The 24087-nt window shown below is 54.8% G+C and carries 24 protein-coding genes and 1 tRNA gene; 4 read left to right on the top strand and 21 right to left on the bottom strand.

The window, feature by feature from the left end:
• Nucleotides 1–182 precede the first annotated feature (182 nt).
• Nucleotides 183–1007: a ParA family protein gene (locus A6F49_RS07250; RefSeq protein ID WP_043057865.1), complete on the top strand. Its 825-nt coding sequence runs from the start codon at nt 183–185 to the stop codon at nt 1005–1007.
• A gap of 101 nt (nt 1008–1108) precedes the next feature.
• Here A6F49_RS07250 and A6F49_RS07245 read toward each other — a convergent pair whose 3' ends face one another.
• The 5 genes from A6F49_RS07245 to A6F49_RS07225 form a co-directional block, all read right to left on the bottom strand.
• A complete protein-coding gene (locus A6F49_RS07245) occupies nt 1109–1699 on the bottom strand; it encodes a MerR family transcriptional regulator (RefSeq protein ID WP_043057864.1) in 591 nt (196 codons plus the stop codon).
• Nucleotides 1700–1884: 185 nt separating this feature from the next.
• Nucleotides 1885–2511: a bifunctional nuclease family protein gene (locus tag A6F49_RS07240; RefSeq protein WP_052504855.1), complete on the bottom strand. Its 627-nt coding sequence runs from the start codon at nt 2509–2511 to the stop codon at nt 1885–1887.
• A gap of 42 nt (nt 2512–2553) precedes the next feature.
• Nucleotides 2554–3303 (bottom strand): transcriptional regulator FtsR, encoded by a 750-nt coding sequence (ftsR, locus tag A6F49_RS07235; protein WP_327019954.1) that lies wholly within the window; start codon nt 3301–3303, stop codon nt 2554–2556.
• An 80-nt stretch (nt 3304–3383) separates the two neighbouring features.
• Entirely contained in the window at nt 3384–3836 is a 453-nt protein-coding gene (locus A6F49_RS07230) for an FHA domain-containing protein (RefSeq protein WP_043057862.1), read from the bottom strand.
• Nucleotides 3837–4133: 297 nt separating this feature from the next.
• Nucleotides 4134–4207, bottom strand: a tRNA-Pro gene (locus tag A6F49_RS07225).
• 125 nt (nt 4208–4332) lie between these two features.
• Here A6F49_RS07225 and A6F49_RS07220 point away from each other — a divergent pair.
• Nucleotides 4333–4866, top strand: a complete 534-nt coding sequence (locus A6F49_RS07220; RefSeq protein ID WP_043057982.1) for an adenine phosphoribosyltransferase — start codon at nt 4333–4335, stop codon at nt 4864–4866.
• A gap of 16 nt (nt 4867–4882) precedes the next feature.
• Here the strand turns inward: A6F49_RS07220 and der are convergent, their stop codons facing one another.
• The 15 genes from der to A6F49_RS07150 form a co-directional block, all read right to left on the bottom strand.
• On the bottom strand, nt 4883–6391 hold the full coding sequence (der, locus tag A6F49_RS07215; protein ID WP_043057861.1) for a ribosome biogenesis GTPase Der: 1509 nt from the start codon (nt 6389–6391) through the stop codon (nt 4883–4885).
• A 9-nt stretch (nt 6392–6400) separates the two neighbouring features.
• Complete coding sequence (gene cmk / locus A6F49_RS07210; RefSeq protein WP_043057860.1) at nt 6401–7102, bottom strand: (d)CMP kinase; 702 nt, start codon at nt 7100–7102, stop codon at nt 6401–6403.
• A complete protein-coding gene (locus A6F49_RS07205) occupies nt 7102–8277 on the bottom strand; it encodes a prephenate dehydrogenase (protein ID WP_043057859.1) in 1176 nt (391 codons plus the stop codon). Before A6F49_RS07205 ends, cmk begins: the two co-directional genes overlap by 1 nt.
• On the bottom strand, nt 8274–9170 hold the full coding sequence (locus tag A6F49_RS07200; RefSeq protein WP_043057858.1) for a pseudouridine synthase: 897 nt from the start codon (nt 9168–9170) through the stop codon (nt 8274–8276). The genes A6F49_RS07205 and A6F49_RS07200 overlap by 4 nt, the downstream gene beginning before the upstream one ends.
• Before the next feature lie 5 nt (nt 9171–9175).
• Entirely contained in the window at nt 9176–9754 is a 579-nt protein-coding gene (gene scpB, locus A6F49_RS07195) for an SMC-Scp complex subunit ScpB (protein WP_043057857.1), read from the bottom strand.
• Nucleotides 9751–10545, bottom strand: a complete 795-nt coding sequence (locus A6F49_RS07190; RefSeq protein ID WP_043057856.1) for a segregation and condensation protein A — start codon at nt 10543–10545, stop codon at nt 9751–9753. Before A6F49_RS07190 ends, scpB begins: the two co-directional genes overlap by 4 nt.
• Nucleotides 10542–11402: a ParA family protein gene (locus tag A6F49_RS07185; protein ID WP_043057981.1), complete on the bottom strand. Its 861-nt coding sequence runs from the start codon at nt 11400–11402 to the stop codon at nt 10542–10544. The genes A6F49_RS07190 and A6F49_RS07185 overlap by 4 nt, the downstream gene beginning before the upstream one ends.
• Nucleotides 11403–11608: 206 nt before the next feature.
• Nucleotides 11609–12562 carry a site-specific tyrosine recombinase XerD gene (xerD, locus tag A6F49_RS07180; protein WP_043057855.1) on the bottom strand — a complete coding sequence of 318 codons (954 nt, stop codon included), beginning with the start codon at nt 12560–12562 and terminating at the stop codon, nt 11609–11611.
• Between the two features lie 5 nt (nt 12563–12567).
• Entirely contained in the window at nt 12568–13182 is a 615-nt protein-coding gene (locus A6F49_RS07175) for an NUDIX domain-containing protein (RefSeq protein ID WP_043057854.1), read from the bottom strand.
• A complete protein-coding gene (gene recN / locus A6F49_RS07170) occupies nt 13182–14897 on the bottom strand; it encodes a DNA repair protein RecN (protein ID WP_043057853.1) in 1716 nt (571 codons plus the stop codon). Before recN ends, A6F49_RS07175 begins: the two co-directional genes overlap by 1 nt.
• 10 nt (nt 14898–14907) lie before the next feature.
• Nucleotides 14908–16050, bottom strand: a complete 1143-nt coding sequence (locus tag A6F49_RS07165; RefSeq protein WP_043057852.1) for an NAD kinase — start codon at nt 16048–16050, stop codon at nt 14908–14910.
• A 99-nt stretch (nt 16051–16149) separates the two neighbouring features.
• Nucleotides 16150–16956 (bottom strand): TlyA family RNA methyltransferase, encoded by an 807-nt coding sequence (locus A6F49_RS07160; protein WP_043057851.1) that lies wholly within the window; start codon nt 16954–16956, stop codon nt 16150–16152.
• A gap of 1 nt (nt 16957) precedes the next feature.
• Nucleotides 16958–17116, bottom strand: coding sequence for a hypothetical protein (locus A6F49_RS18045; RefSeq protein WP_161485787.1), 159 nt, complete (start codon nt 17114–17116; stop codon nt 16958–16960).
• Nucleotides 17109–17936, bottom strand: coding sequence for an HAD-IIA family hydrolase (locus tag A6F49_RS07155; protein WP_052504854.1), 828 nt, complete (start codon nt 17934–17936; stop codon nt 17109–17111). Before A6F49_RS07155 ends, A6F49_RS18045 begins: the two co-directional genes overlap by 8 nt.
• A gap of 3 nt (nt 17937–17939) precedes the next feature.
• Nucleotides 17940–19025, bottom strand: coding sequence for a tetratricopeptide repeat protein (locus A6F49_RS07150; protein ID WP_052504853.1), 1086 nt, complete (start codon nt 19023–19025; stop codon nt 17940–17942).
• A gap of 849 nt (nt 19026–19874) precedes the next feature.
• On the opposite strand from A6F49_RS07150, the gene A6F49_RS07140 reads away from it, so the two are divergent.
• A complete protein-coding gene (locus A6F49_RS07140; protein ID WP_043057849.1) occupies nt 19875–21305 on the top strand; it encodes an NAD-dependent malic enzyme in 1431 nt (476 codons plus the stop codon).
• A 73-nt stretch (nt 21306–21378) separates the two neighbouring features.
• Here the strand turns inward: A6F49_RS07140 and A6F49_RS07135 are convergent, their stop codons facing one another.
• Nucleotides 21379–22494 (bottom strand): pyridoxal-phosphate-dependent aminotransferase family protein, encoded by a 1116-nt coding sequence (locus A6F49_RS07135; RefSeq protein WP_043057848.1) that lies wholly within the window; start codon nt 22492–22494, stop codon nt 21379–21381.
• Nucleotides 22495–22602: 108 nt separating this feature from the next.
• On the opposite strand from A6F49_RS07135, the gene A6F49_RS07130 reads away from it, so the two are divergent.
• Nucleotides 22603–23823 carry a MalY/PatB family protein gene (locus tag A6F49_RS07130; RefSeq protein WP_043057847.1) on the top strand — a complete coding sequence of 407 codons (1221 nt, stop codon included), beginning with the start codon at nt 22603–22605 and terminating at the stop codon, nt 23821–23823.
• Nucleotides 23824–24087: the final 264 nt, after the last annotated feature.

Genomic DNA, 24087 nt, shown 5'->3' with positions numbered 1-24087 from the left:
AGACTCTCAGGTACGTTCAAAGATACCGGTCCTGTATACATTGAACATATGTGATACTACCCACGTTCTTGCTCATTGCAAACAATAAGTACCCGAAAGGGACAGTCCCAGAAGTTCTCGCCCGGCTTGTTAGAATATGGTATCGACCAAAACGTCTATTTAATAAATAAGGTGCAATCGTAGTGCAGGTTATCTCTATTTCCAGCCTCAAGGGCGGCGTTGGCAAGACTTCCATAACCCTTGGTTTGGCATCTGCGGCTTGGGCAGCTGGCGTCTCGACCCTAGTCATCGACCTCGACCCGCACGCTGATACGACCACCGGCCTTGGTATCAAACATGATGATATGAGTACCGAGATTGGTACAATGCTGCGCAAGCCTAAACAATTTCGCTTGCACGAACACGCCGTTACATCCGGATGGATGCAAACGAATCAACCTAATGGCACCGAAGCAGGCGTGCTCGATGTTATTCGTGGATCGGCCAAAACGTCACTTTTTGAAAAGGTGACCACTCGTCGCCGCGAGATTAATCGCCTTGTGACCTTGTTAGAACAGACCCAGGGTTATGACCTAGTCTTGATCGACTGCCCTCCTGCCCTCAACGGTGTCACGCGTATGGCGTGGGCAGCATCAACCGACGTATTGCTAGTTGCAGAACCTAGTCTGTTTTCCGTTGCGGGCACAGAGCGCACCTTCCGTGCGTTGGATTTATTCCAACGAGAATACGCACCAAAACTTAAGAACTCCACGCTGGTTGTTAACCGAGTACGTGTAGCATCGACCGAACATAAATACCGCCTTGCTGAGATGCGTCGGATGTTCGGCAAGCGGATGTTGGACGTCCAGATCCCAGAGAGCTCAAATTGGCAGCAAATCCAAGGTGCTGCATGGCCGGTTCATGCTTGGCCTGGTGATACCGCATCGACGGCCGCGCGCACGTTCGATCGGTTGCTGCAAAAGCTCGACCAGCCAAAAGTTCCTTCTCGCAGAGCCCTCCAGGGTTAATTTTTTGAGCGCGTTTCCTAAACGCGTGTATGAACCAAAAAACCCGGTTATGTATACATAACCGGGTTTTTGCTTAAAATCTATACGGAGGTGACTGCCTGCTAAGAAGCGGTTTTTCGGCGAGTGGCACGTCGGGCAGCAAGCTCATCATCCGGAAAGTCGGCATCGATCTGACCATCGGCCAGTCGCTCTGCTGGAAGTTCGGCGAGTGTGCCTTCAACTTCACGCCATACCCGCCCTACAGCGATGCCATAGACACCTTGACCGCCTTGAACCAGGTCAATGACTTCGTCAGCTGAGGTGCATTCATACACGGAAGCACCATCGGACATCAAAGTGATCTGAGCAAGATCTTCAACCCCACGTTCACGCAGATGTTCGACTGCCGTGCGGATCTGTTGCAACGAGACTCCGGTGTCGAGGAGCCTCTTGACGACTTTGAGCACGAGCACGTCGCGGAACGAATAAAGTCGCTGGGTTCCAGAACCTTCTGCACCACGAAGCGACGGCACGACCAAACCGGTACGTGCCCAATAATCTAACTGGCGGTACGTGATACCGGCTGCTTTCGATGCGGTTGGACCGCGGTAACCGCAATCATTATCCAGCCACGGCGCATCGTCGTTAAACAACACACCCTGATTGCCAGCGTCGAGACTCTGGCGATGCCCTGAATCACTCGTGTGAGACACTAGGGTTTCCTCCTGCTGTTCTGTTCCACGCGGGGAAGTTTTCGTAAGACTCACGTGGAACCGACATCATCTGCGATTACTGGTTAATGGTCTCACATTATGCAATGGAACGTATAGTGTCCCACGCTATTCTGAGAATCAGTCCTGGTCAAAGACCAGAGAGGAAAACGTTAGTCGTGTCGGAACTATTTTTCGGTGTCCTCAGCATCGTTGCCGTCGTTGTCGCCGTTATCGTCATCGTCCTCATGTGCAGACGATGTGTCGGCTTGTTCTTCTTTAGCAGTCTCTTCCGGCGTGAGAAAGTCCTCTGGGTTCAGATCTTTGAGGAACTCGCGAAATTCATCCACGCTTTCTTCAGTAATTTCGGGCTCGATTTCCGGTTGTTCGATATTGAGCTCTGCTGCGATATCGCCTTCAGTTAGATCAATGCCTGCCGCATCTAAAACTGTGTCGGTCGCATATACCGGCACATCAGCAAATAATGCCGACGCTACGGCATCCGAGGCGCGAGAGTCCACTGTAGTGCCGGAGGTCAAAATAAGTTCTGCGTAGAATACTTCTTCGTCAACTTTAGAAATGCGTACAGCTTGAAGTGGGTCACCGGCTTGCCGTAGAGCGTCTACCAGCAATTGATGTGTGGTGGGTCGAGGCGTATCGATCCCCTGCTGGGCAAGACCGATAGCTGTCCCCTCGGAAGGTCCAATCCAGAGACGGAGCAAACGCTGACTTTGTTGGTGCAAGAGCAATAGGATCGGCTGGTTACCCGGTAGTACGATCCTGATTTCAAGGACCTTCAGTACAATGTCGGCCATGGTGAAGCTCCTTTTCGTTGTGGTGACCAACGCTAGCTGCGGCTAGTCGTCCATATCTGCAATTTCAGCACTCACAACCCCTGCATGCAAGCGCAGGCAGGCTTGGGTGATCTCTCGTGCTGCTTCCTGTGCGCGTTCCATCGAAACACCACCATCGTGCTGGCCTAGCCCTGATGTGGCCTGTTGAACCATTCCTAGCTCTCGATCGACAGCGATGCGAAACGGCCGTAGGTGCCGTGGTTCAAAGCCAAACTCCGCCAAGGTCACCGCCGCCCGGGCCACTTTGAGACTATGATCGTTATACCGTCCGGTCTCATCCGGCCAGATCAAACGGTAGGATTCAAGTGTTTTCATCAACTCGTCGGAAGCCCCACACATGCCCTGAAGCTCAGCCCGAGTCATAGGACGAATATGGCCGCTGATTTCGTGGGCAAGTTGTTGAGACACCGACCGAGGTTCAAGTCGTAACCCACCAGGCAACGATTCAGGGCGTCTACCGGCGTCAATGGCGTCAAGATAGTCTTTGATAACTTTTAGCGGCAAAAATTGATCACGTTGTATGGCCAAAATAAAACGTAACCGGTCCACATCAGCCTGCGTGTATTTTCGGTAGCCTGCTGCTGTGCGAGCGGGGGTAACTAATCCACGTTCCTCTAAGAAGCGCACTTTTGAGGCCCGGACTTCCGGAAACTCAGCATTGATGTGCTCTAAAACTTCGCCGATACTCATCAATGCCTGCGAACGTTTTGAACTCGAGGACGACGTGCTGCGGGGTTTAGGGGAAGCGGCCAATATCTTGAAACCTTTTCAACAACGTAGGATCAGATGCAACACGTCGCCGGCATCTGACCGGCGACGAGAGCATCAAGCGGCTACTTTTTAGGTTGCTGGGTTCCTGCATAATAGGACAAACGGAACTTCCCAATCTGCAACTCCATGCCAGTGCGAAGTAGTAAGGAATCGACCCGATCGTTGTTGATGTAAGTGCCGTTGAGTGATCCGGTATCGGCAACGCGATAGCCGCCGGCTTCCCTTTCGAATACGGCATGCTGACGGGATACGGTCACATCATCAAGGAAGATGTCAGCATCGGGATGACGACCGACCGTGACCTTGTCCTGATCCAGCAAGAAACGAGCCCCACGGTTGGGTCCTTCATGTGCAACTAAGAGTGCGGACCCTATCGGCAAGGCTTCTACGGCTGAGCGTTCTTCAGCGTCGAGCGGCAGGTTTCTTAAGGGTTCAAGCTTGGGTAACCCAACGGTCGTTGACTCAACCTCAGACTGGTCTTCTGAGTTACCAGGAACGGGGTTATCTTTTGTCATGCTTGAACGCTCCTTGTTGTACAAATTCATCATGGGTGACACGGTCCCAACTGCCACCCTGGCCCACCTAAGTTTAGCCGATCGATTCGGCTAATTCACTTGTTGAAGCTGGGAAGCCTCAGATAAAACAGCCTGTCATCTTGGTTTTTGAGCCAAAGTATGCTCACAGTAAAATCCCAGACATTTTGGAGCAAATATTACGACTCCGTCCTGCTGGGTTTCCTCAAGCACGTGCCGAGAGGCTTACTGACAAGACTAAAACATCCTTGGTTTAGTGCTAAACCAAGGATGATCTCGTCGGGCTGACAGGATTTGAACCTGCGACCCCATCTCCCCCAGAGATGTGCGCTACCAAGCTGCGCCACAGCCCGATCTTGCACTGATTGATTCAGAGCTAGGATACTCGGGTTACTCTACACTATGTCCAAAGAAACTCCGAATTTATGTACTTCAGTGGATGCCGTTGATTTCGGCTGTTGGTTTTAGAATCGACAATATGACTGTCTTTCCTTCACAAACAGACAATATCGCCTATGCGCGTTCCCTTATCAGGACCATTGCAGACTATCCTCAGCCAGGGGTTTCGTTTCGAGACATCACTCCCCTGCTGGCTGATGGTCGAGCGATGCATGCCGTCGCACACGAACTGCTCGTGCAGGCACAAGGCGATTTCGATGTCGTCGCAGGCATTGAGGCGCGGGGTTTTATCTTTGCCGGAGCAGTCGCAACGCTGGCGAGGACCGGTATGATCCCAATACGCAAGGCCGGGAAATTACCAAAGCCTGCACATCGGGTGACCTATACCAAGGAATATGGGGAAGACCACCTGGAGGTATCACCGGATCTTAAGCCAGGAATGCGAGTGCTACTCATTGATGACATCCTGGCCACCGGTGGATCGCTGAAAGCCGGTGCTCATTTGATAACCGCAGCCGGAGCTGAGGTGACCCAAATTGGTGTTGTCCTTGAGCTTGAAGGGTTAGGCGGTCGATTGGTCATGCCGCAGACTCGCGCGCTCCTTAGCATGTAGTCTGCGGCAGTCCAAGCTAACGTTTCCGACGTTCGCGCACACGCATCGTCAGTTCGATAGGGGAACCTTCAAACCCGAAGTACTGCCGTAGGCGATTGATGATGAATCGTCGGTAACCGGGGTCCAAAAAGCCTGTGGTAAACAGTACGAATTTAGGCGGTCGGGTCGACGATTGGGTGGCAAATAGAATTCGAGGTTGTTTGCCACCTCGTACCGGGTGCGGGTGAGCCGCCACCAATTCGCCGATGAACGAGTTGAGTTTGCCGGTCGGGATACGAGTTTCCCAGGAGTCCAGCGAGGTCTCCAACGCGGGCACCAAGCGGTTTTTGTGCCAACCAGTTTTAGCTGAAATATTGATGCGTGGCGCCCAGGAGACGTGTTGCAGGTCCAAGTCGACTTCTCGTTCTAGATCCAGACGACGGTCCTCATCAAGCAGGTCCCACTTGTTGAAGGCTAAGACCAGAGCGCGACCGGTATCCAGCACGATCTGAATGATACGCACGTCCTGTTCGCTCAGCGGCTGGGAAGCTTCTAATAAGACCACCGCAACCTCAGCGCGTTCCAGCGCAGCACGCGTCCGCAGGGATGCATAGTAGTCGGATCCAGAAGCCATATGTTGACGACGTCGGATCCCAGCGGTGTCAATGAACTCCCAGATATCACCGTCGAGCTCAATGAGCTCATCGACTGGATCACGGGTAGTCCCCGCGGTATCGTCGACAACAGCTCGGGCGCTGCCTGCCAGACTATTGAGTAGTGACGACTTACCTACGTTTGGTCGTCCAACCAGCGCCACGCGGCGTGGTCCCCGAGCAGTCAGCACGTCTTTATACGCAGATTCTTCGGGAAGTTCTTCTAGTAGTGCATCCAGGAGGTCCGCCGTCCCGCGTCCATGGAGCGCAGACACCGGCCAAGGGTAACCAAAACCCAGACCCCATAGCATCGCGGCGTCGGCCTCATGCGACTGCCCGTCGGCCTTGTTGGCCACTAGGGTGATTGGTTTATTGGCCTTGCGGAGCATGGTGACAATCGCTTCGTCGGTAGCGGTGATCCCCACGGTCGCATCGACCACAAACAGCACAGCATCGGCCCGCTGCACGGCTCGCTCAGCTTGTTCGGCCACTTTGCCGGCCAGGCCTTTGACGCCGTATTCCCAGCCACCGGTATCAGCGACGGTAAACGGACGCCCATTCCACTCGGCTTCGTAGAAGACGCGGTCACGGGTGACCCCCGGGACGTCCTCGACTACGGCTTGGCGGCGGCCGATGATGCGGTTAACTAGTGTTGACTTACCAACGTTCGGTCGGCCAACAACGGCCACGACGGGTGGCACGAAGTCCAGTTCCGCAAAGCTTTCAGCTTCTTCGAAACCTTCCAGGATCTGTTGGTCGTCGTCTTCAAGTTCGTATTGTTGGAGTCCGGCCAGATAGGCCTGGGTGCGGGCTTGATGTTCTTCATCGGTCATCTGCGCGAGGTCTTCATCGACCGTGTCAGCGCTAGATGGGATGTATTCTTCTTCTGTCATTACGCTTTCTTAAGATTGTTTGGCGTTGACTTGGCGTTGTATTTCAGCCAGGACGACGGTCACGGTGTCTTCAAGGGAAAGATTCGTCGAATCGATTTCAGCAACACCTTCAGCTGGGGTCATGAAGTCCACGAGGGCTGAGTCTTTCGCATCCCGGACCATGACATCAGATTCAACGTTGGTTGGGTCTTGGTCAGTCTCACGCAATTGTTGACGACGTCGCGCCATGCGTACTTCCGGTGAGGCTGTCAGCAAAATGCGAGCATCGGCGTCGGGCGCCACCACTGTGGTGATATCGCGGCCTTCCACGACAATGCGCGGCCGTGATTCAATAGCTTGTTGTTGCAGTTTGACCAGCAATTCTCGCACCTGCGGACGTGTCGAAAGGGCTGACACGTTGGCAGTGACTTCGTCGGTGCGAATCGCCTCGGTAATATCCTGTCCGTCTAGAGCCACCGAAACATTATTCGGATTGAGGTCCTGGGCCAGCGGCATGGTCGTGATCAGTTCAGTAATCTGCTGGGTCTCCACGGTCTCCGGTTGGGTCAGGTCCAGACCATTTCGCATGCACCACAGCGTGGCGGCACGATAGTTTGCGCCGGTGTCGAGATAGCTGAGTTTCAAGTCTTGGGCCACCCAGCGGGCAACCGTGGATTTACCAGTGCCTGAAGGACCATCTATGGCGATGACGAGCCGTGATTGTGCAGACATTACAGTACCTTCCATCCTAGTTTGGTCAACGCGTTGACCAGGTGCTTCTTATGACCGGGAACCACAGCGATTTCCAGCATACCGACCTGGTAACCAGATGAGTGTTCCATTCTCAAGTCTTCCACGTTCACCCCCGCATCGGCCACAGCCTGCAGCGCTGAAACAATCGCACCCGGTTTGTCGTCGACCAGGACGGTGACCTGGGCAAAGCCTTGAGCCGGCCCACCGTGCTTGCCTGGAATCCGCGCTTGGCCGCGGTTTCCTTCGTCCATCAGTTGGGCGACGTCGAGTCGAGCCCCCGAGGCACTGGGTGCACTCAGGGTGTTAATTAACCGGTCAAGGTCAGCCTTCATCCCGTGAAGTTCTGGCAGGATTTGTTCAGCATTTGCCGTCAAGATCTGTACCCACAGACTGGGATCAGAGGCAGCGATTCGGGTCGTATCACGCAGCCCATTGCCTGCCAATTGCAGCGCTTGGCCAGAAGTACCTTGGAGGCGCGAGGCCAACAGCGAGGCAGCAATCTGCGGCAAGTGGCTGATTTGGGCAACAGCACCGTCGTGCTCTTCGGGGGTCATGTGATAGATGGTGGCCCCAAGCAGCCGTGCGACGTCAGAGGCAACGTCGATGACGTACTGGGGTGTTTCGGACGTCGTACACAGCACCCAGGGTGCAGCGGTAAATAACTCGCCACGAGCCGCTACTGGGCCTGACCGTTCACGCCCAGCCATCGGGTGGGTGCCGATATAACGCTGTGCGTCCTGAGCGGTGAGCTCACCTGCAGCAACTGCTGCCGCGATTTCCTGAGCAATAGCCACTTTGACCGAAGCGATATCAAGCACGACCGCAGCGGGCCAGCGGCGCAAGGCTTTGATCACTTCTGCACCCGTGACATCTGGCGGTGCTGCGACCACCACGGTGCCGGGTTGGTCTTCATCCGTTAGCCCTTGGCCTGCGCCGATGTCTTCGGCCACCGCTTGGGCAGACGGTGACGGGTCAGTGAGCAAAACCTGTAAGCCGACCGACCGTAAGCCGAGACCGATAGAGGTCCCCAACAGACCCGTCCCAACAATGAGCACGGGCTCATGGATGGTGTGGTGTTTGGAAATTGTTTCGGTAGCTGCGGCGAGTGAGGCAGTGTTGACAATTTCTGTGCGTGAGAACCGCGGTGTCGTCATAGTCCTACCGTTGCCATGAGATGTCCGACTTCTTGTGAGTTGAGCTGTCGGATGCTGCCTTGACGCTGATTGCCAAGGGTAATGGGTCCATGGGCAATGCGAACCAGGCGTTGTACAGGGTAACCAACAGCTTTCATGAGGCGGCGCACCACACGGTTCTGACCGCTGTGAATAATGACTTCGCACAGGATGTGGCCGGGCGTAGAGTCTACAACTTTGAAGGAGTCGACGGACACCAGGCCATCTTCTTCCAGTTCGATGCCTTTACGAAGTTCATCGCCGACACCCTTGCGCATCGGACCTTTGACCTGGACCAGATATGTTTTTGGCACTTCGTAGCTTGGATGTGAAAGACGGTTTGCAAGTTCGCCGTCGTTGGTGAGTAGCAGCAGGCCCTCGGTTTCATTATCGAGACGGCCTATGTGGAATAGCCGGGTGTCTGCGGTATTGACGAAGTCGGCAATCGAAGGGCGACCTTTCGGATCCGACATGGTTGAAATAACGCCCCGAGGCTTGTTGAAGGCATAGTAGACGGAGTCGGGTTTGGTGTTGACGCGGATACCATCGACAAAAATGATGTCGTTGTCAGGATCCACGCGAGTACCCAGTGCGGTCACGATTTCTTCGTTAACTTCGACGCGGCCCTCAGCAATGAGATCTTCTGCCACACGGCGGGAGGCTATACCAGCAGCCGCGATGACTTTTTGTAGGCGTTCGCCTTCAGGCACGTGTTGGCGGGATTTCTTGCCCTGGCCTTTGCCTTTTCGGTATTGGCTGCGGTCTACTGGACCTAGATTGCGATCATAGTCGGCACCGGAAAATGGGCCACCGCGACGACCAGCTTTGGGTGTGCGGTTGCGGCGTCCGGAGCCTCTCGGCTTGCGGGATGTCATATTATTTATTCCTGACTTTCTGCTAATTTACTTGCTTCATCTACTCCGGGAAGGAGTGGGGAAATCTTGGGCAATTCCTCTATAGAGTTTAGGCCAAGTAGTTCCAAAAAATAATCCGTCGTTTTATAGCGTACGGCACTGGTATGTTCCTCGGTGCCATCTTCAGCAATCAGCCCTCTTGTCAGGAGCGTGCGTACGACCGAATCCGAGTTCACACCACGGATTTGGGCAACCCGTGATCGAGTAGCCGGTTGCAGATACGCGATAACTGCCAAAGTCTCCAACGCAGCTTGGCTTAACTTTTGGGTGGCCCCTTGGACCATATATGTGGCAATCACATCAGCATGGTCCGCACGAGTATAAAGACGCCACCCCCCTGCGACATGTCGCAGTTGAAAACCTCGAACAATACCGCCAGTTTCTCCGTCATAGTCGCGTTGAATAGCCTTCAAGGTGGTCTCGAGTTCCGTGGGGCTCGCATCCGTGACTTTGACCAGTTGTTGAACGGTCACCGGCTCATCGGAGATTAACAAGATGGCTTCCAGCTGGGCAAATAATTCCGATTCATACCGCTGCTGTGTCATGCTGCCTCTTGCCAGAACACCGTAATTTCGCCCAGTGGGGTTTCCTGCTGCCAGCTGATTAATCGATCACGGTACATCGTTAGTAAACCCAGAAATCGTACCACAACCACCATTGTGGTCGATGCGTCACTGGTGAGATCGCTAAACGTCAATCGACCAGCTTCTTGAATGCGGCGAGACATGATTGAAACTTGTTCGGTCAGGGACACAACCGGCGCGTGTAAGTGTTGAGTGCCGACTTCAACAGGTTCGGTCACAAATTTTGTGAAAACTTCGTTCGCGATGGCGACAAAATCATCAGCAGATAAATCAAAGACGAGTTCTGGCAACAGGTTGGCATGCTGAGGCTCAGGCCCACCCTGACGTGGCAGCATGGCTGATTGCATGCTAATACGTTCTTTGATCAAATCCGCGGCCTGCTTGAATGCTCGGTATTGCAATAACCGGGCAAACAACAGATCTCGTTCTTCTAACAGGGCCATCTCGTCATTGGCGTCCCCGATCCCAGATGGCAGCAAACGGGCGGTCTTCAGTTCCAGCAGGGTCGCGGCTACGACCATAAAGGAGGTCGAGTTCTCTAAGACCTCCTCGGTAGTTTCCAAGGTCGCCACGTACGCTAAGAATTCATCGGTTACTTCGGCTAGTGCAACTTCTGTGACGTCCATGCGTCGCCGAGCTATCAGCGACAGCAGCAGATCAAACGGTCCAGAAAAATTGGTGAGCGCTAGTTCAAAGCCAACATGTTCTTCGGTGTATTCATCCTCGAAGGTCGGCGAAGCTAGCAGGCTCACGGAGCGCCACCGCGGCAGATCAGTTCTCGAGCAAGTTGTCGGTAGTTTTTGGCACCCGGGTGATTGGGCGCAAACGTTGTGATGGGTTCCGCTGCCACTGTTGCATCAGCAAACTTGATGGAACGGTTAATCACTGTTTCAAACACTCGGTCGCCAAAGGCCTCTACCAATCGACCGATAACTTCTTTCGAATGCAGGGTTCGCCCATCGACCATAGTTGCCAGCACGCCGTCGATAATGAGATCCGGGTTGATGCGATCTTGAACCTTTTCGATGGTTTCTACCAACAGTGCCACAGCACGTAAGGCAAAGAATTCAGCAGTCAGTGGGATAATCACACCGTGTGCTGCTGCTAACGCGTTGACCGTCAACAGGCCCAGGGACGGTTGACAGTCAATGATGATGACATCGTAGTCGTCAATGACGGGACGTAGGGCGCGTGCCAGTACTTGCTCGCGTGCCACCTCATTGACCAGCTGTACTTCTGCAGCAGATAGATCAATGTTGGCAGGCAAGAGATCAACGTTTGGATCTTCCGTCGTGACGATGCCGTCGCTGATATGTACGCCACGTTCCATCAATACGTTATAGACCGTGAGGTCCATCTCATGAGGATTCATGCCGAACCCTGCCGACAGCGCGCCTTGAGGGTCGAAGTCAACCATCAGCACTTTTCGACCGTAACCTGCCAGCGCAGCCCCCATATTCACTGAGGAAGTGGTTTTGCCGACACCACCTTTTTGGTTCACCATCGCGATGATGCGGGCAGGACCGTGTGTTTCGAGTGGCTCTGGAACGGGAAATTCGTGCTTTGGCCGCCCGGTGGGTCCGATCACCGGATCTCCGGTGATCATCATCACGGGTTGTGGTTGTTGGCTGGCGTCGTTCACGATGCTTGAAACTCCTGACCGCTACGTAAGTTGGGGGTGTGATCCTCTTAGTGTTCGTAAGTGACGTGAGTGTGGTTTCTGACTCTAGTGTATTGCTGGATCACATGACTTCCCGAACTAATTGGTTTTTTCACGGCGAGCCTTAAAGTTTAACGTCAAACCTGAAGGTCAGGCTAGCCTTGCGCCCGAGGATGCGCATAGGCAAAAACCTCCCGGAGCGTGTCAGCAGTGACTTGAGTGTAAATCTGGGTCGTCGTCACCGATGCATGCCCCAGTAATTCTTGCACAACTCTAACGTCCGCTCCGCCTTGCAACAGGTGCGTGGCAAAAGAGTGGCGCAAAGTGTGGGGGGAAATTTCTGCGGTGATCTCGGCGTCTTCAGCAGCTTGTTTCAGAACATTCCATCCGGTCTGACGCGATAGCCGCCCTCCGAACCTGTTTAAGAATAGCGCAGGTGAACCTTTCCCACCGGCAGCATGCTTGGGTCTGCCACGAACCAGATACGCATCAACAGCTCGTTGCGCGTATGAACCCAACGGCACGATACGCTCTTTTGACCCTTTTCCAAATAACCGAACAACGGTGGTGTCATCGTCGTCGAGATGCACAATGTCATCAACGTCAAGATCAATTGCTTCGGTAATACGAGCGCCGGTGGCGTACAGCAATTCCATCATGGCTCGGTCACGGAGCCCCTGGGCGGTATCGATCGGCGGAGTATCTAATAATCGTGTGATTTCGTCAATACTGAGACCCTCCGGCAGCTGCTGTCCGGTTTTGGGGGGTTTAATTTCTGCAGCTGGATTGGTTGAGGTCGTATTTTCCAAAAACATGAATCGGTGCCAACCACGAGCAGCAATAAATACTCGGTTGACGGAGCTTTGAGCCAAATTGCCCATGTTGTGGCTACCTGAGCTAAGCGCCTGGAGAAAACCCGCAAGGTGGTGAGCAGTAATCGTCGTGACGTCATCAACGCGTTCCTGAGCAAGATAGCGCAAATATCGTTGGAGGTCTCGGCGGTATGCTGCCAATGTGTTATCTGATAGACCACGTTCGATCATGAGGTGATTCAGGTAGGTGGTGACGTGATGCTGCAGGGCTTCGGGGATAGTGATGTTATCGGTCATAAAGGTTAGAAAGGTGCCTGGGCGGGGCGGGCCTGGTGTTGTCCGTTTAGCACCAAGTGAGCTGCCAAGATACCGCTGATTGCATTGACGTTTCGAACTGCCCCTGCGAGCACTGCATGTAATGCTTGGTCGAAAGGAACCCAACGTAGGATCAAGTGAGCTTCTTCGGCTTCGCGTTGATGGCGTTGTTCCGCTGGGAGCTCTTCGATGCCTTGGGCCAAGAAGATACGGATAGCTTCTGCTGAAGACCCAGCCGAAGGATAGTGGTCCACCAACACAGACCAATCCGCAGCTTGCAGGTCAGCTTCTTCTGCCAATTCACGTTGGGCGGTGACCAGATGGTCTTCTCCCTCGACGTCCAAGAGCCCCGCCGGGATTTCCCAGCAGTTCTGTCCTACCGGATGACGATACTGGTTGATCATTGCGATTCGCTGCTGATCGTCAACAGCCACAATGGCCACCGCACCCGGGTGGGTAATATATTCGCGAGTCAGCGGCTGCTCAGTATCAGTCATCGTGAAGGTGTCCCGTTGGATGTCCCAGATTGCACCGTGAAAGACCGTTGCCTGATCCTGAACTGCAACAACCCGGTCGGTGTCGTGTATGTGTTGTTGGCCCATTAGTGTGAGGCCTCCAAGAGTTCTTTAGCGTGCTCGCGAGCTGAGGTTGAATCGGCGTGTCCGGCCAGCATGCGTGCCAGTTCAGAGATGCGGGCCTCGCCGACCAGTTCGCTGACATCCGAGGTCGTGAAACCTGCTTCCACATTCGGAGCCTTATTGACTCGCAGGTGTTTATCCGCATAGGCCGCAACCTGGGGTAGGTGGGTGACGACGATGACTTGGACGTGTTTGGCCAACCGGGCTAGACGTCGACCGATCTGCACGGCGGCTTCGCCACCGACACCGGCGTCGATCTCATCGAAGATAAAAGTCGGGACCGGATCAGTGTTTGCCAGAACAACTTCAAGTGCCAACATGATGCGCGACAGCTCACCGCCTGATGCGCCTTTACCAAGTGGTCTCGGATCTGAGCCAGGGTGCGGTTGCAGTAGCAGCGCTATGTCGTCAAAACCGTGTGGTCCAGGTTGTTCTGCTGGAGTGACGGCCACCGAGAACTGCGCGGTTGGCATCAGCAGGCCATGGAGCTCCTTGGTGACTTCCTTGCCTAGTCGTTCGCCAGCTTTTTGTCGTAGCGAGGTCAGTTGGGTGCCCTCTTGCTGGAGTCGGTCAGTCAATACTTGCTGTTCTTCTTCTAAATACTCGATACGATCAGTGTCGCCGTGGAGTTCATCAAGGCGCGGGCGCTGTTCTTCAGCCCACCGGACAACATCAGCCAGATCTGGCCCATAGAGCTTTTTGAGACGATTCAACTCAGCCAACCGGGATTGTGCTTGGTTCAAGGCGGCAGGACCTTCATCATCCAGACTCGAAGCAAACTGAGAGATTTCCGCAGTAATGTCTGCAATCTCAATACCGACCGAGGTGAGCCGTTTGCCGATCTCTTCGAGTTCTTCCACCTGTCCCGGTGTCTGCGCAATAACTTGACGCGCTGCTTCAACTAGTGATTCGGCACTTGAAGCATCCAGATTGTAATCATCCCCCGACAGAGCCGTTGTGGCCATGCGTGCCGCATCTCGGAATTCTTCGGCGGATTCTAGGCGTTTAATGCGCTCCTGGATTTCTTCATCTTCGTCGTCTTGGATGTTGGCGTTATCGATTTCTTCCAGGCTGCGTTGCAGGTTTTCAGCCTCAAGAGCGCGCTCTTGAGCCTGATTAATCAGTTCCTGGAGCTGTCTGGAGACCTCTTGCAGGCTGGTATAAGTCTGGCGGTAAGCAGCCAGCGCTTTGGCAATGGATTTCCCCCCATAGGCGTCCAGAGCGTGACGTTGTGCTGTCGTTGACTTCAACCGCAGTTGATCGGACTGACCGTGAATAGCTACCGCATTTTCCCCGATTTCCGATAGTAACGCCACCGGAACACCGCGGCCTCCGGCTGTAGCCCGCGAGCGCGTACCGGAATCTGAAGCGCTGATTGCACGGGTAATGACCAGGTGGCGGTCATGGTTATCCTCATCAAGGATCGCGCCTGCTTCTTCAGCTGCACCTATCGCTCGATGGTCGGCTGGTAACACAAACCCAGCTTCAACCGTTGCTTTGGAGTCACCTGCACGAATCGCGCCGGCATCCGCACGTGCCCCCAACAACAGGTTCAGTGCGGTCACGACCATCGTCTTACCGGCGCCAGTTTCACCCGTTACGACGTTGAACCCCGGATCAAGTTCGACGGTGGTTTCTTCGATGACGCCTAACGAGTTGATCGACAGGTGTTCTAGCATGCGTTGCTCCCTATTCGTCCTCGGCTGGTGGTTTCGATACTTCGATAATTTCGTCTTCGTCGGCCTTGGTGACTATCGGAATGGGTGTCGTGCGCGGTGGGACCATATCTGGGCGCGGTGCCGCATGATGAGGTTCCACGATGCGGATGCCTTGCGAATCAGCCAGGGATTGATGCCAGCTGTCTTGATCTCGACGGGCTCGCTCGCGGGCATCAATCGCAGCTCGGTCTGTTTCGCTAATCGAGCCACGCCAACCTTCTGTGGGCAGATCGAACTTTCGGACCAGTCGTTCTGAAAATGGTGTCAGGGCCAGCCGCGCCAGTTTGACTGGACTGTCTGAGCGGGTGACTTCAATTCTCGCCCCAAATGGCAAGTCTACGGTCCGCCGTCCGTCACACCAGAGCACTCCGTTTTCGTTGCTGCGTTGCAGTACGTCGACAGAGATGACGGATTCCGGGGCAACCACTAATGGCCGGGCAAAGAGTGCGTGGGCAGATAGGGGCACCATCAGCATGGCTTGGACCTCAGGCCATACGATGGGCCCGCCTCCGGAAAACGCGTACGCTGTTGAGCCGGTGGGAGTTGCCATAACGACTCCGTCACAGCCGAACGATGAAATCGGCCGATTATCGACGCCGATGACCACCTCAAGCATACGCTCGCGATTGGATTTCTCCACCGACGCCTCATTCAAGGCCCAAGTATGAGCTACCAGGTGTTTGCCCACCAAAACTTTCACGTCAATGGCCATGCGTTCCTCAACGAGGTAATTCTTATTGACCACCGCCGAGACGGCAAGTTCTAGATCGGCTTGTTCTGCTTCGGCGAGGAACCCCACGTGGCCAAGGTTGACAGCCATGAGTGGCAGACTAGATTCGCGAACCATCTCAGCAGCACGCAAAACCGAACCGTCCCCGCCCAAGACCATGCCTAGTTCAACATCATGTAGAGAGGTTTTGGTGTCAATCGCATCGACACCGGCCTCATGAGTTTGTAGTACGCCATTATGAATGGCTTCGTACATGACGGCAGCGTCGTGAGGCAACATGACCGGTGTGAGCCCGGACGCACGTAACAATTCGATGGCCTGCAGTGCAGATTGCATGGCCTTTTGGCGCCCCGTGTGAGCCAAAATTAATATTCGCCGGCTCATGGTTCTCCTTCGTTTGTACGTATTGCCTAACACACCAATCTAGCCATTTTATCTGATTTTGCTACCTTTCCAGGCGCGGTGTGGAAAACCTGTCACGTTTTAGTCAGCCCACTGAACACGCTGGGCGTCCAACCATTGCGACGCTTCAATTGTGGCATGAAGGTGCGCTCCGGCAACATCGTAGGTGGCCCAGAAAAAGAATTCCCGATTGCCGTCCTGGCCTGGTAAAGGACTCAACGCCACCCCTTGCGGCACTAAACCCTGGGCTAAGGCTGCTTCAATCACTCCGACGACTGCCTCGCGTCGTTGGTCTGGATCCGTCACGACGCCAGTTTTTGGCAGGCGCTCACGACCGATCTCAAATTGCGGTTTAATCATCAAGACCAAGTGAGCACCGGGGACACATACCGAAACTAAAGCTCCGAGGACGAGTCTCAATGAGATGAACGACAGATCAGACACCACAAGGTCTACTGGCTCGCCGATTTCTTCCAGCGTAAGGTATCGAACATTGAGTCCCTCATGGACCTCGACTCGTGGATCAACCCGCAAGCGCTGTACCAGTTGGTCATGGCCAACATCGACGGCAACGACCTCACGCGCCCCTTGCTGAAGCAAAACGTCGGTGAAGCCACCGGTCGATGCGCCGGCGTCCAAACAGCGAGTCCCGGAGACCTTGATGGTGTGAAAAATTTCTAAGGCTCCGGCTAATTTATGCCCGGCACGAGAAGCGAATTGGGGCCCAGATATCGTCAGCCTTATCACGTCTCGATCTGAGACTTTGGTCGCGGGCTTCGTGACTTTTTGGCCATTGACGATCACCTCACCGGCCTGGATGTGCTTAGCTGCTGCGGTTCGTGAAGTCACCAGCTGACGCGAGACGAGGGCTTGATCGAGACGTTTCACTCTATTGGTCTCCGGGTCCGTGTTCTTCAGGAGCGTTGAGCAGCTCCGTCAGTTCAGTCAGTACGCGCTCATACGTGGCGAGTTCATCAGCGGGTGAAAGCTCATGAACATCAGCTAACTGCGCGGCAACCTCGGCTGGCAAATTCTGCAAGTCACGCATCGCGACTCCAATAATCATCGAGGGGTTCTTGCAGTAACGCCCCGAGACTCGGTAACACCCAGGTCGGTGTCACCACCACCCGATGGGCGTCGATATCTTGGCGCCGGTGGATTCCGGTCTCTACGAGTGCACCATCAAATCCAGCGTTTGCGGCACCAAGAACGTCGGTATCTAGCCGATCCCCAACCACCAGGGGCCTGGTCATTGAAAACTTCTGAGCCATCGTAGTGAACATGACCGGGGCCGGCTTTCCTGCAGCGACCTCAGGTCGGGTTCCGGTTGCCTGAGCGACGGTATTGACTAGCGAGCCATTACCAGGAGCGATCCCCTGACTCAGCGGGATGGTTAGGTCAAGATTTGTTGCCAACCATCCGGCACCACGCTGAATAGCAAAGCTGGCCTGTGCCAGATCATTCCAGCCCAGTTTGGGGTTGAAGCCTTGCACAACGACTTGAGGGTCGTCAGCAGCGACCTGGGTGACCTCGAAGCCTGCGGCCTGGATCTGTTCGGTCAATTGCGGTGAGCCCGTCACCAGAACCGGCCCTGCGTCGCGGTGATAGTCTGCGGAGAGCAGGTTCACCACGGCTTGGGCCGAGGTCATCACGTGCTCAGTATCCGTGTCAACCCCAAGCTCAACGAGGCGCTCTGCGACTTCTGTCGCCGCTTTCGAAGCATTATTTGTGACGAATGCAACCGGTACCCCTGCACTTATGAGGGCATTCAGGGTGGCGATGGCTTGATCAATCGGCTGTGCACCTGCATACACGACACCATCGAGATCGCATAGCAGACCGTCGTACCCATTAAAAAACGTCGTCACGAACTAGCTTTCGCCGCCTTGAGCGCCTGCTTCATCTTTGGAAGCTGCCGGAGGCATGACGTCGCGCGCACGAACCGAAGGAGTCGTTTCGTCGTCTTCTTCCGCGATATCGAAGATCTCTGGTTCGGGTTCGATATCCAGACCTAATGCATGTTCTGCCCGGATGGCTAGATTCGCCCATTTGCGGGCTTCAGTCGTTCGCCCCGCACCCTCGAGTGCTTGAGCGTAAGCACTAAAGAGCCGCGGTGAATAGGAAAAGCCGCGACGCGGGTTGAGTTCTGAAATCTCCAACGCCTTGACTGCTTGTTCGGCGTTGTCCTGGTCTAGATGAATGCCCGCAACCACAATCGCCAATTCGACCCGAGATGTGACCGGCAGCTTATCGAGGGGCACCTCGGCTGCCATTTCGAGCGCTTTTTCAATGCGGCCCAGAGCTCGTTCCGAGTCCACCATCTCTGGTAAGTGTGCGTTATCGCCTGAGATTCGACGGTAGGTACGAAATTCCCGAAGGGCTTCTGAGAACTTGCCTGCAGCATAGGCCGTCATCCCCGCGGCTTCACGCACGACGCCGAGTCGACCGCCCCGTCGAGATGCCGCAAGCGCATGAGCAAACGCTAATTCAGGGTCATCTTCCATCAACCGGCCGGCCATGACAAGGTGCTTCTGGACCCAGGGGCGGTTCTGATCATCGAGCGCCCCCAGTTCCCGCTGCACACTTTTATCCAGTTCGCTACCGGTCACATCGGGATCGATATCCGGAGAGCGTCCACGATCGGGACGGTTCGCTGAACGCAGGTCGGCCGGGTTGTGCGGCGGTGGGGTACGTTCCTCGTATTCTGGACGATCCTCACGACGACTCGGCTTGCCATCGAATTTCCGCGGTCCTTTACCGCGACCACGATGGTCGTCCCGGCCTCGGCCCCCACCACGACGGTCTCCATCGCGCTGCTGACCGCGCTGTCGCCCCTTACCGAAGTTGCCTCCGCGGTCACGCTGTTGCCGATCGCGGGGTGCATCTCGACGGTCCGAACGCTCCTCACGTGGTGAATCGTCGCGATTCTTCGGCTGGTTTCCAGTGCTGTCGGTCAAAGCTGTTACGTCCTTGGGTTAACGTTGCGCCTGTTTAGGATACAGGCAGGTCAATATACTGCCTCTATCCTACAACTGTTCCCCCCAAAGCCCGCCGGATTTTGACCGTTGACGGCGTCCTTCGCCAACAGCAATGACTTACTTACATTGAGGCAGCAATTTGCCGACCACAGGAAGAGCACAAATTTTCGGCCTGACGGATCCTTCTACTGCAAAGTCGGGATCTGCTCCCCCGACAGGAAAATTCGCCAACAATTGCTGCGATGGAGTCAGAGGTGTTGGACGAGGGGATGTGTTTGGAACTGAAGTCATGATGTCTCCTCAAAGACCTCGGGCGCGTCACAAGCGCCGAATGAAAAAGGGAACTGGTCTGTGGGAACCCGTTATATGGTCAACGGGTAGCAACAACTTCGGTCGATGGTTGGGCCGAAATCATGCAGAGCGTCTGCGGTGTTATCGCGGAGTCGGCAGCTGAAGCCTGCGCCACCTCCACCGTGTGGGCGGAGAGTATATCCGGCGAGATCAGTATCAGATGCTGCATCTTCGAAGCTCCGATAAGCGTCCACTGTAATATAAGTCACGACCAATTACTAGAGTTTTGATAAAATATTGCACCATCTGGCTCAACAAGTCTGAACTCTCATCGAGCCTTTGACCTGGCGTGGTATTCTGACAACTCCAAATCATGTGGCCTTTGAGCCTTTACCCAGGCCAGTGCCGCTGCATGTGCTGTCGTCATATACCCCATGATCGCCAGGTAGTGCACACGAGCCGCTCGTTCAATCACCACAAAGCAGAGCCTTTGGTTTATGACTCTGCTTATTACCTGTTCAAGGAGTTCAATCAAACATGGCAACACCTAGCCCCGGCTATTCGATCATTGTCAAAGTCCAGGCCCCTACGACGTTCACCGCTACCAGCGATCTGACCGCTGTAGTTGCCGAGGCCGGTGCTGCGATCACCGCTTTAGATATTGTTGACGCCAGCCACGAATCCAACATCATCAACCTGACGTGTAACACTCGTGGTAAGGAACATAGCCGCCAGGTCAAAGACGCCATCGAAGCCGTAGAGGGGTTCGAAGTGCTCAGCCTGTCTGACCGCACCTTCCACATGCACCAGGGTGGAAAGCTGCAGACGGTTTCGAAAGTTCATGTTCGTAACCGTGATGATCTCTCTCGCGCCTATACTCCAGGCGTGGCGCGTGTTTGCAAGGCCATTGCCAAGGACCCAGTCCGCGCCCGCGAATTGACCATCAAGCGCAACACCATTGCTGTGGTCACTGATGGCACCGCCGTGCTAGGCCTGGGTGATATCGGCCCAGCCGCTGCAATGCCGGTCATGGAGGGTAAAGCAGTCCTGTTCAAACAGTTCGCCAATGTCGATGCCTGGCCTGTTGCACTCGATACCAAGGACACCGAAGAGATCATTCAGATCGTCAAAGCATTGGCTCCGGCCTACGGTGGTATCAACCTGGAAGATATTTCCGCTCCACGGTGCTTTGAAATCGAAGCTCGGCTGCGCGAAGAACTCGACATTCCCGTCTTCCACGATGACCAGCACGGGACCGCGATTGTCACCCAGGCTGCATTGAATAACGCGCTGAAGGTCGTCAACAAGAAGATCGAAGATGTCCGCATCGTCGTCTCCGGCGTCGGCGCTGCCGGTCATGCCATCATCCGACTGCTTAAGGCCTCCGGTGCCCAACACATCATGGCCGCTGGCCGCGACGGTGTCTTGGAACCAAATACCAGCCAGCGTGACGAGCACCGTCAGTGGTTGGCCGACAATACCAACACCGAGGGTTTCTCCGGCAGTCTCAAAGAGGCCATGGTTGGCGCCGACGTCTTTATCGGGGTGTCTGCACCAAACCTCATTGATGCTGATGACGTGGCCAACATGAATGAGGGCTCCATTATATTTGCCATGGCAAACCCCGATCCAGAAATCCTGCCGACCGAGGCTTCCCAGCACGCTGCTGTTGTCGCGACCGGTCGTTCCGATTTCCCGAATCAGATCAACAACGTACTGGCCTTCCCGGGGCTGTTCCGTGGCCTATTGGATGCCGGGGCGTCTGATATCACCGAAGATATGCTCGTTGCCGCTGCCGATGCGATTTCCGAAACCATCACGGAAGACGAGCTGAACCCAAGCTACGTCATCCCATCGGTCTTCAACCAGCGTGTTGCTCCAGCCGTCGCTGCTGCCGTGGCCGCGGTCGCCGAACGTAACGGCGTCGCACCAACCACGACTGAGACTCAGGACGACATCGACTTCTAGTCTTCAGCTATCAACCACGTTGGGACCGGCATTTGCTGGTCCCAACTCTTTTTAAGCGCGTGGCTGCGTATGCTTAGGCATTGTTCAACGCGTCTTTCAGTGCGGCAAGCAGCAGGTTGGCATTGGCGTCGGTGGCGTTGTGCCCCATCATCCCAATGCGCCAAATCTTGGCGGCATAAGCACCAGTTCCAGCGCCGATCTCTAGATTGTATTTACTCATCAAGTAGTGACGCACGGCCGCAGAATCGACGCCTTCGGGAACGTTGACTGTGGTCAGCTGAGCTAGACGCGAGCCTTCTTCGGCGAACAAGGTCAGACCCATGGCTTCAAGGCCATCTTGGAGTGCTTGTCCTGCTGCCGCATGACGTGCGTAGACATTCTGCAGGCCCTCAGCAAATATCCGTTCCAGCGCCGCCTTCAATGACACCACCATTCCCGTTGGGGCAGTGTGGTGATAGGTACGTCGCCCGCCGGTTGTCCCGGTTGCATACCCGCCCAAAAGGTTCAGATCCAGATACCAGTTCGACGGTTTTTCAACGCGGCGCTCAAACGCCTGGTCAGAAATGGTAAATGGTGCCAGTCCAGGGGCGACCCCTAGACATTTTTGCGACCCGGCATACGCCAAGTCAACACCCCAGTCATCCAGCTGCATCTCCATACCGCCGATCGAGGTTACACAGTCGGCCAGCAGCAGGGCATCACCCTTATTCTCGCCCAGCGCCTGAATATCCGAGACCACACCGGTAGAGGTTTCTGCATGCACCGCGGCAATAATTTTTGGATTTGGGTGGGCGGTAATCACGCGCTCGACGTCAACGGGTGTGCCATATTCGTGTTCAACCGCGATCACTTCAGCGCCGTGACGAGCCGCAACGTCAACCATCCGTTCGCCAAAGAGCCCGTTGACGGCGACCACCACGACGTCGCCGGCGTGTACCGTGTTGACGAAGGCAGCTTCCATTCCAGCAGACCCGGTGGCCGACAGCGGCAGGGTGCGCTGATTTCGTGTTCCCCACACCTGACGTAGCATTTCACTGGTGGCATCCATGGCGTCAATAAATGCGGGATCGAGATGCCCAAGCAACGGTAAACTCAATGCCAAATGGGCTTCGGGATACGGATTACACGGTCCGGGACCGAATAATTGGCGACCAACAATGGGGCTTTCAAACACGGAATTTTCAGTCATAGTTCCACAGTCTAGGCTCAGCGCTGCGTCGTGGGTATATCCGATGTTCTCCCGCCATTATTGCGTTACTCCTAGTCAATACTAAGCAAGGATCGATAGGCTGAACGCATGACTTATGACGTCCCTGAGATTCTTGGCGACCTGTCCATCCCTGCATTGCGCTCTTCTGGCTCGATGAAGTGGAGCATGTTTCCCGAACATATTCATGGTCATGAAACGCTGCCCTGTTTTGTGGCCGAAATGGACTTCACTCCCGCGGCGCCGATACGACAGGCCCTGACCCGATGGGCGGCAGATGGTTCGCTGGGATACCGGGATCCGGTGCTGGTCGAAGGTTTTCAGCGCGTTGTACGCCAATACTTCTCGACCGTTGGCTTAGAAGTGTCTGACGATGCCTTTCGCCCCATCTCGGATGTCATGACCGCGTACGACGTCGTCGCGCGTTTATTTACTCCCGCCGATTCACCCATCACGTTGATGACGCCGGCGTATATGAATTTCGTACGACATGTGTTTTCTGATCAGCGTCGGATCCAGTCCGTAGATATGCTCGCCCCTGATGAGTTACATGACCACTGGCGGATTGATTGGGAAGCTTTGGAGCACGCGATGTTAGCCGGTGGTTTATTGGTTCTCGTGAATCCGCACAACCCCATCGGCAAGGTATACACCCGCACAGAGCTGGAATGCATCGCGGAATTGGCCCAACGTTACGGAGTCCGGGTGTTCTCTGATGAAATTCATTCGCCGTTGGTTTACGATGGTCACCGTCACATACCATTTGCTTCAATCAGTGCTCAAGCAGCAGAAGTCGCGATCACGGCGTGGTCAGCGACAAAAGCCTATTCCATCCCTGGGACAAAAGCCGCCAGTTTGATTTTCACCAATCCTGCTGATGCGGACCTGTGGCACCGCCATGCAGCACATTTTGAAATGGGGACCGCCTCGTCGGGATATGTTGCCACCATCGCCGCGTTAGACCACAGCCAAGAGTGGTTCGACGCCGCACTAGAGCAGTTAGATACCAATCGCGGGTTATTCGATGAACTTGTGGCCCACCATCTGCCTGGAGGGTGCTACCTTGAACCCGAATCTACCTACTTGGCTTGGCTCGATTTACGCAGTACTCCAAATTATGCCAAGTTTGCGACGCTTGTGACCGAGCACCGTAGCCTTGCAGATATTACCGCTCAACACAGTGGAGTCGTCGCGACGGACGGCGTTGAAACAGGAGCATCAGGTGATGGACATCTGAGAATCAATTTCGCGACCGCCCCGGCAATCGTAGAGCAAATCGTTACCCGCCTGGGCGCAATTTATGCTGGCTAATGTCTCTCCTGGTGCACCAACCCTCTAGAATCTAGATATCCTCTTACAAATAATCAACGTCAAATGACCCATAGCGTGAGAACTGGGTCACCTCGGTCTTGATCTATGTACCCCTGGGGTGCAAGGACGCCCATGCATGTGTTTTGTCAATTAGAAGTCGGCCATTAAAGCGATAAGAATCCGGCCACTTTGGCAGGGTTTCCTGCCAAAGTGGCGATAAGGGGTTATTTCATTAGGGCGTTTTTGACGCGGTAGGACTCGCCG

The organism is Enteractinococcus helveticum (assembly GCF_001657475.1).
GTDB lineage: Bacteria > Actinomycetota > Actinomycetes > Actinomycetales > Micrococcaceae > Yaniella > Yaniella helvetica.
The sequence above is the reverse complement of the archived record's forward strand: the minus strand, read 5'-3'. Positions and strand labels throughout refer to the sequence as shown.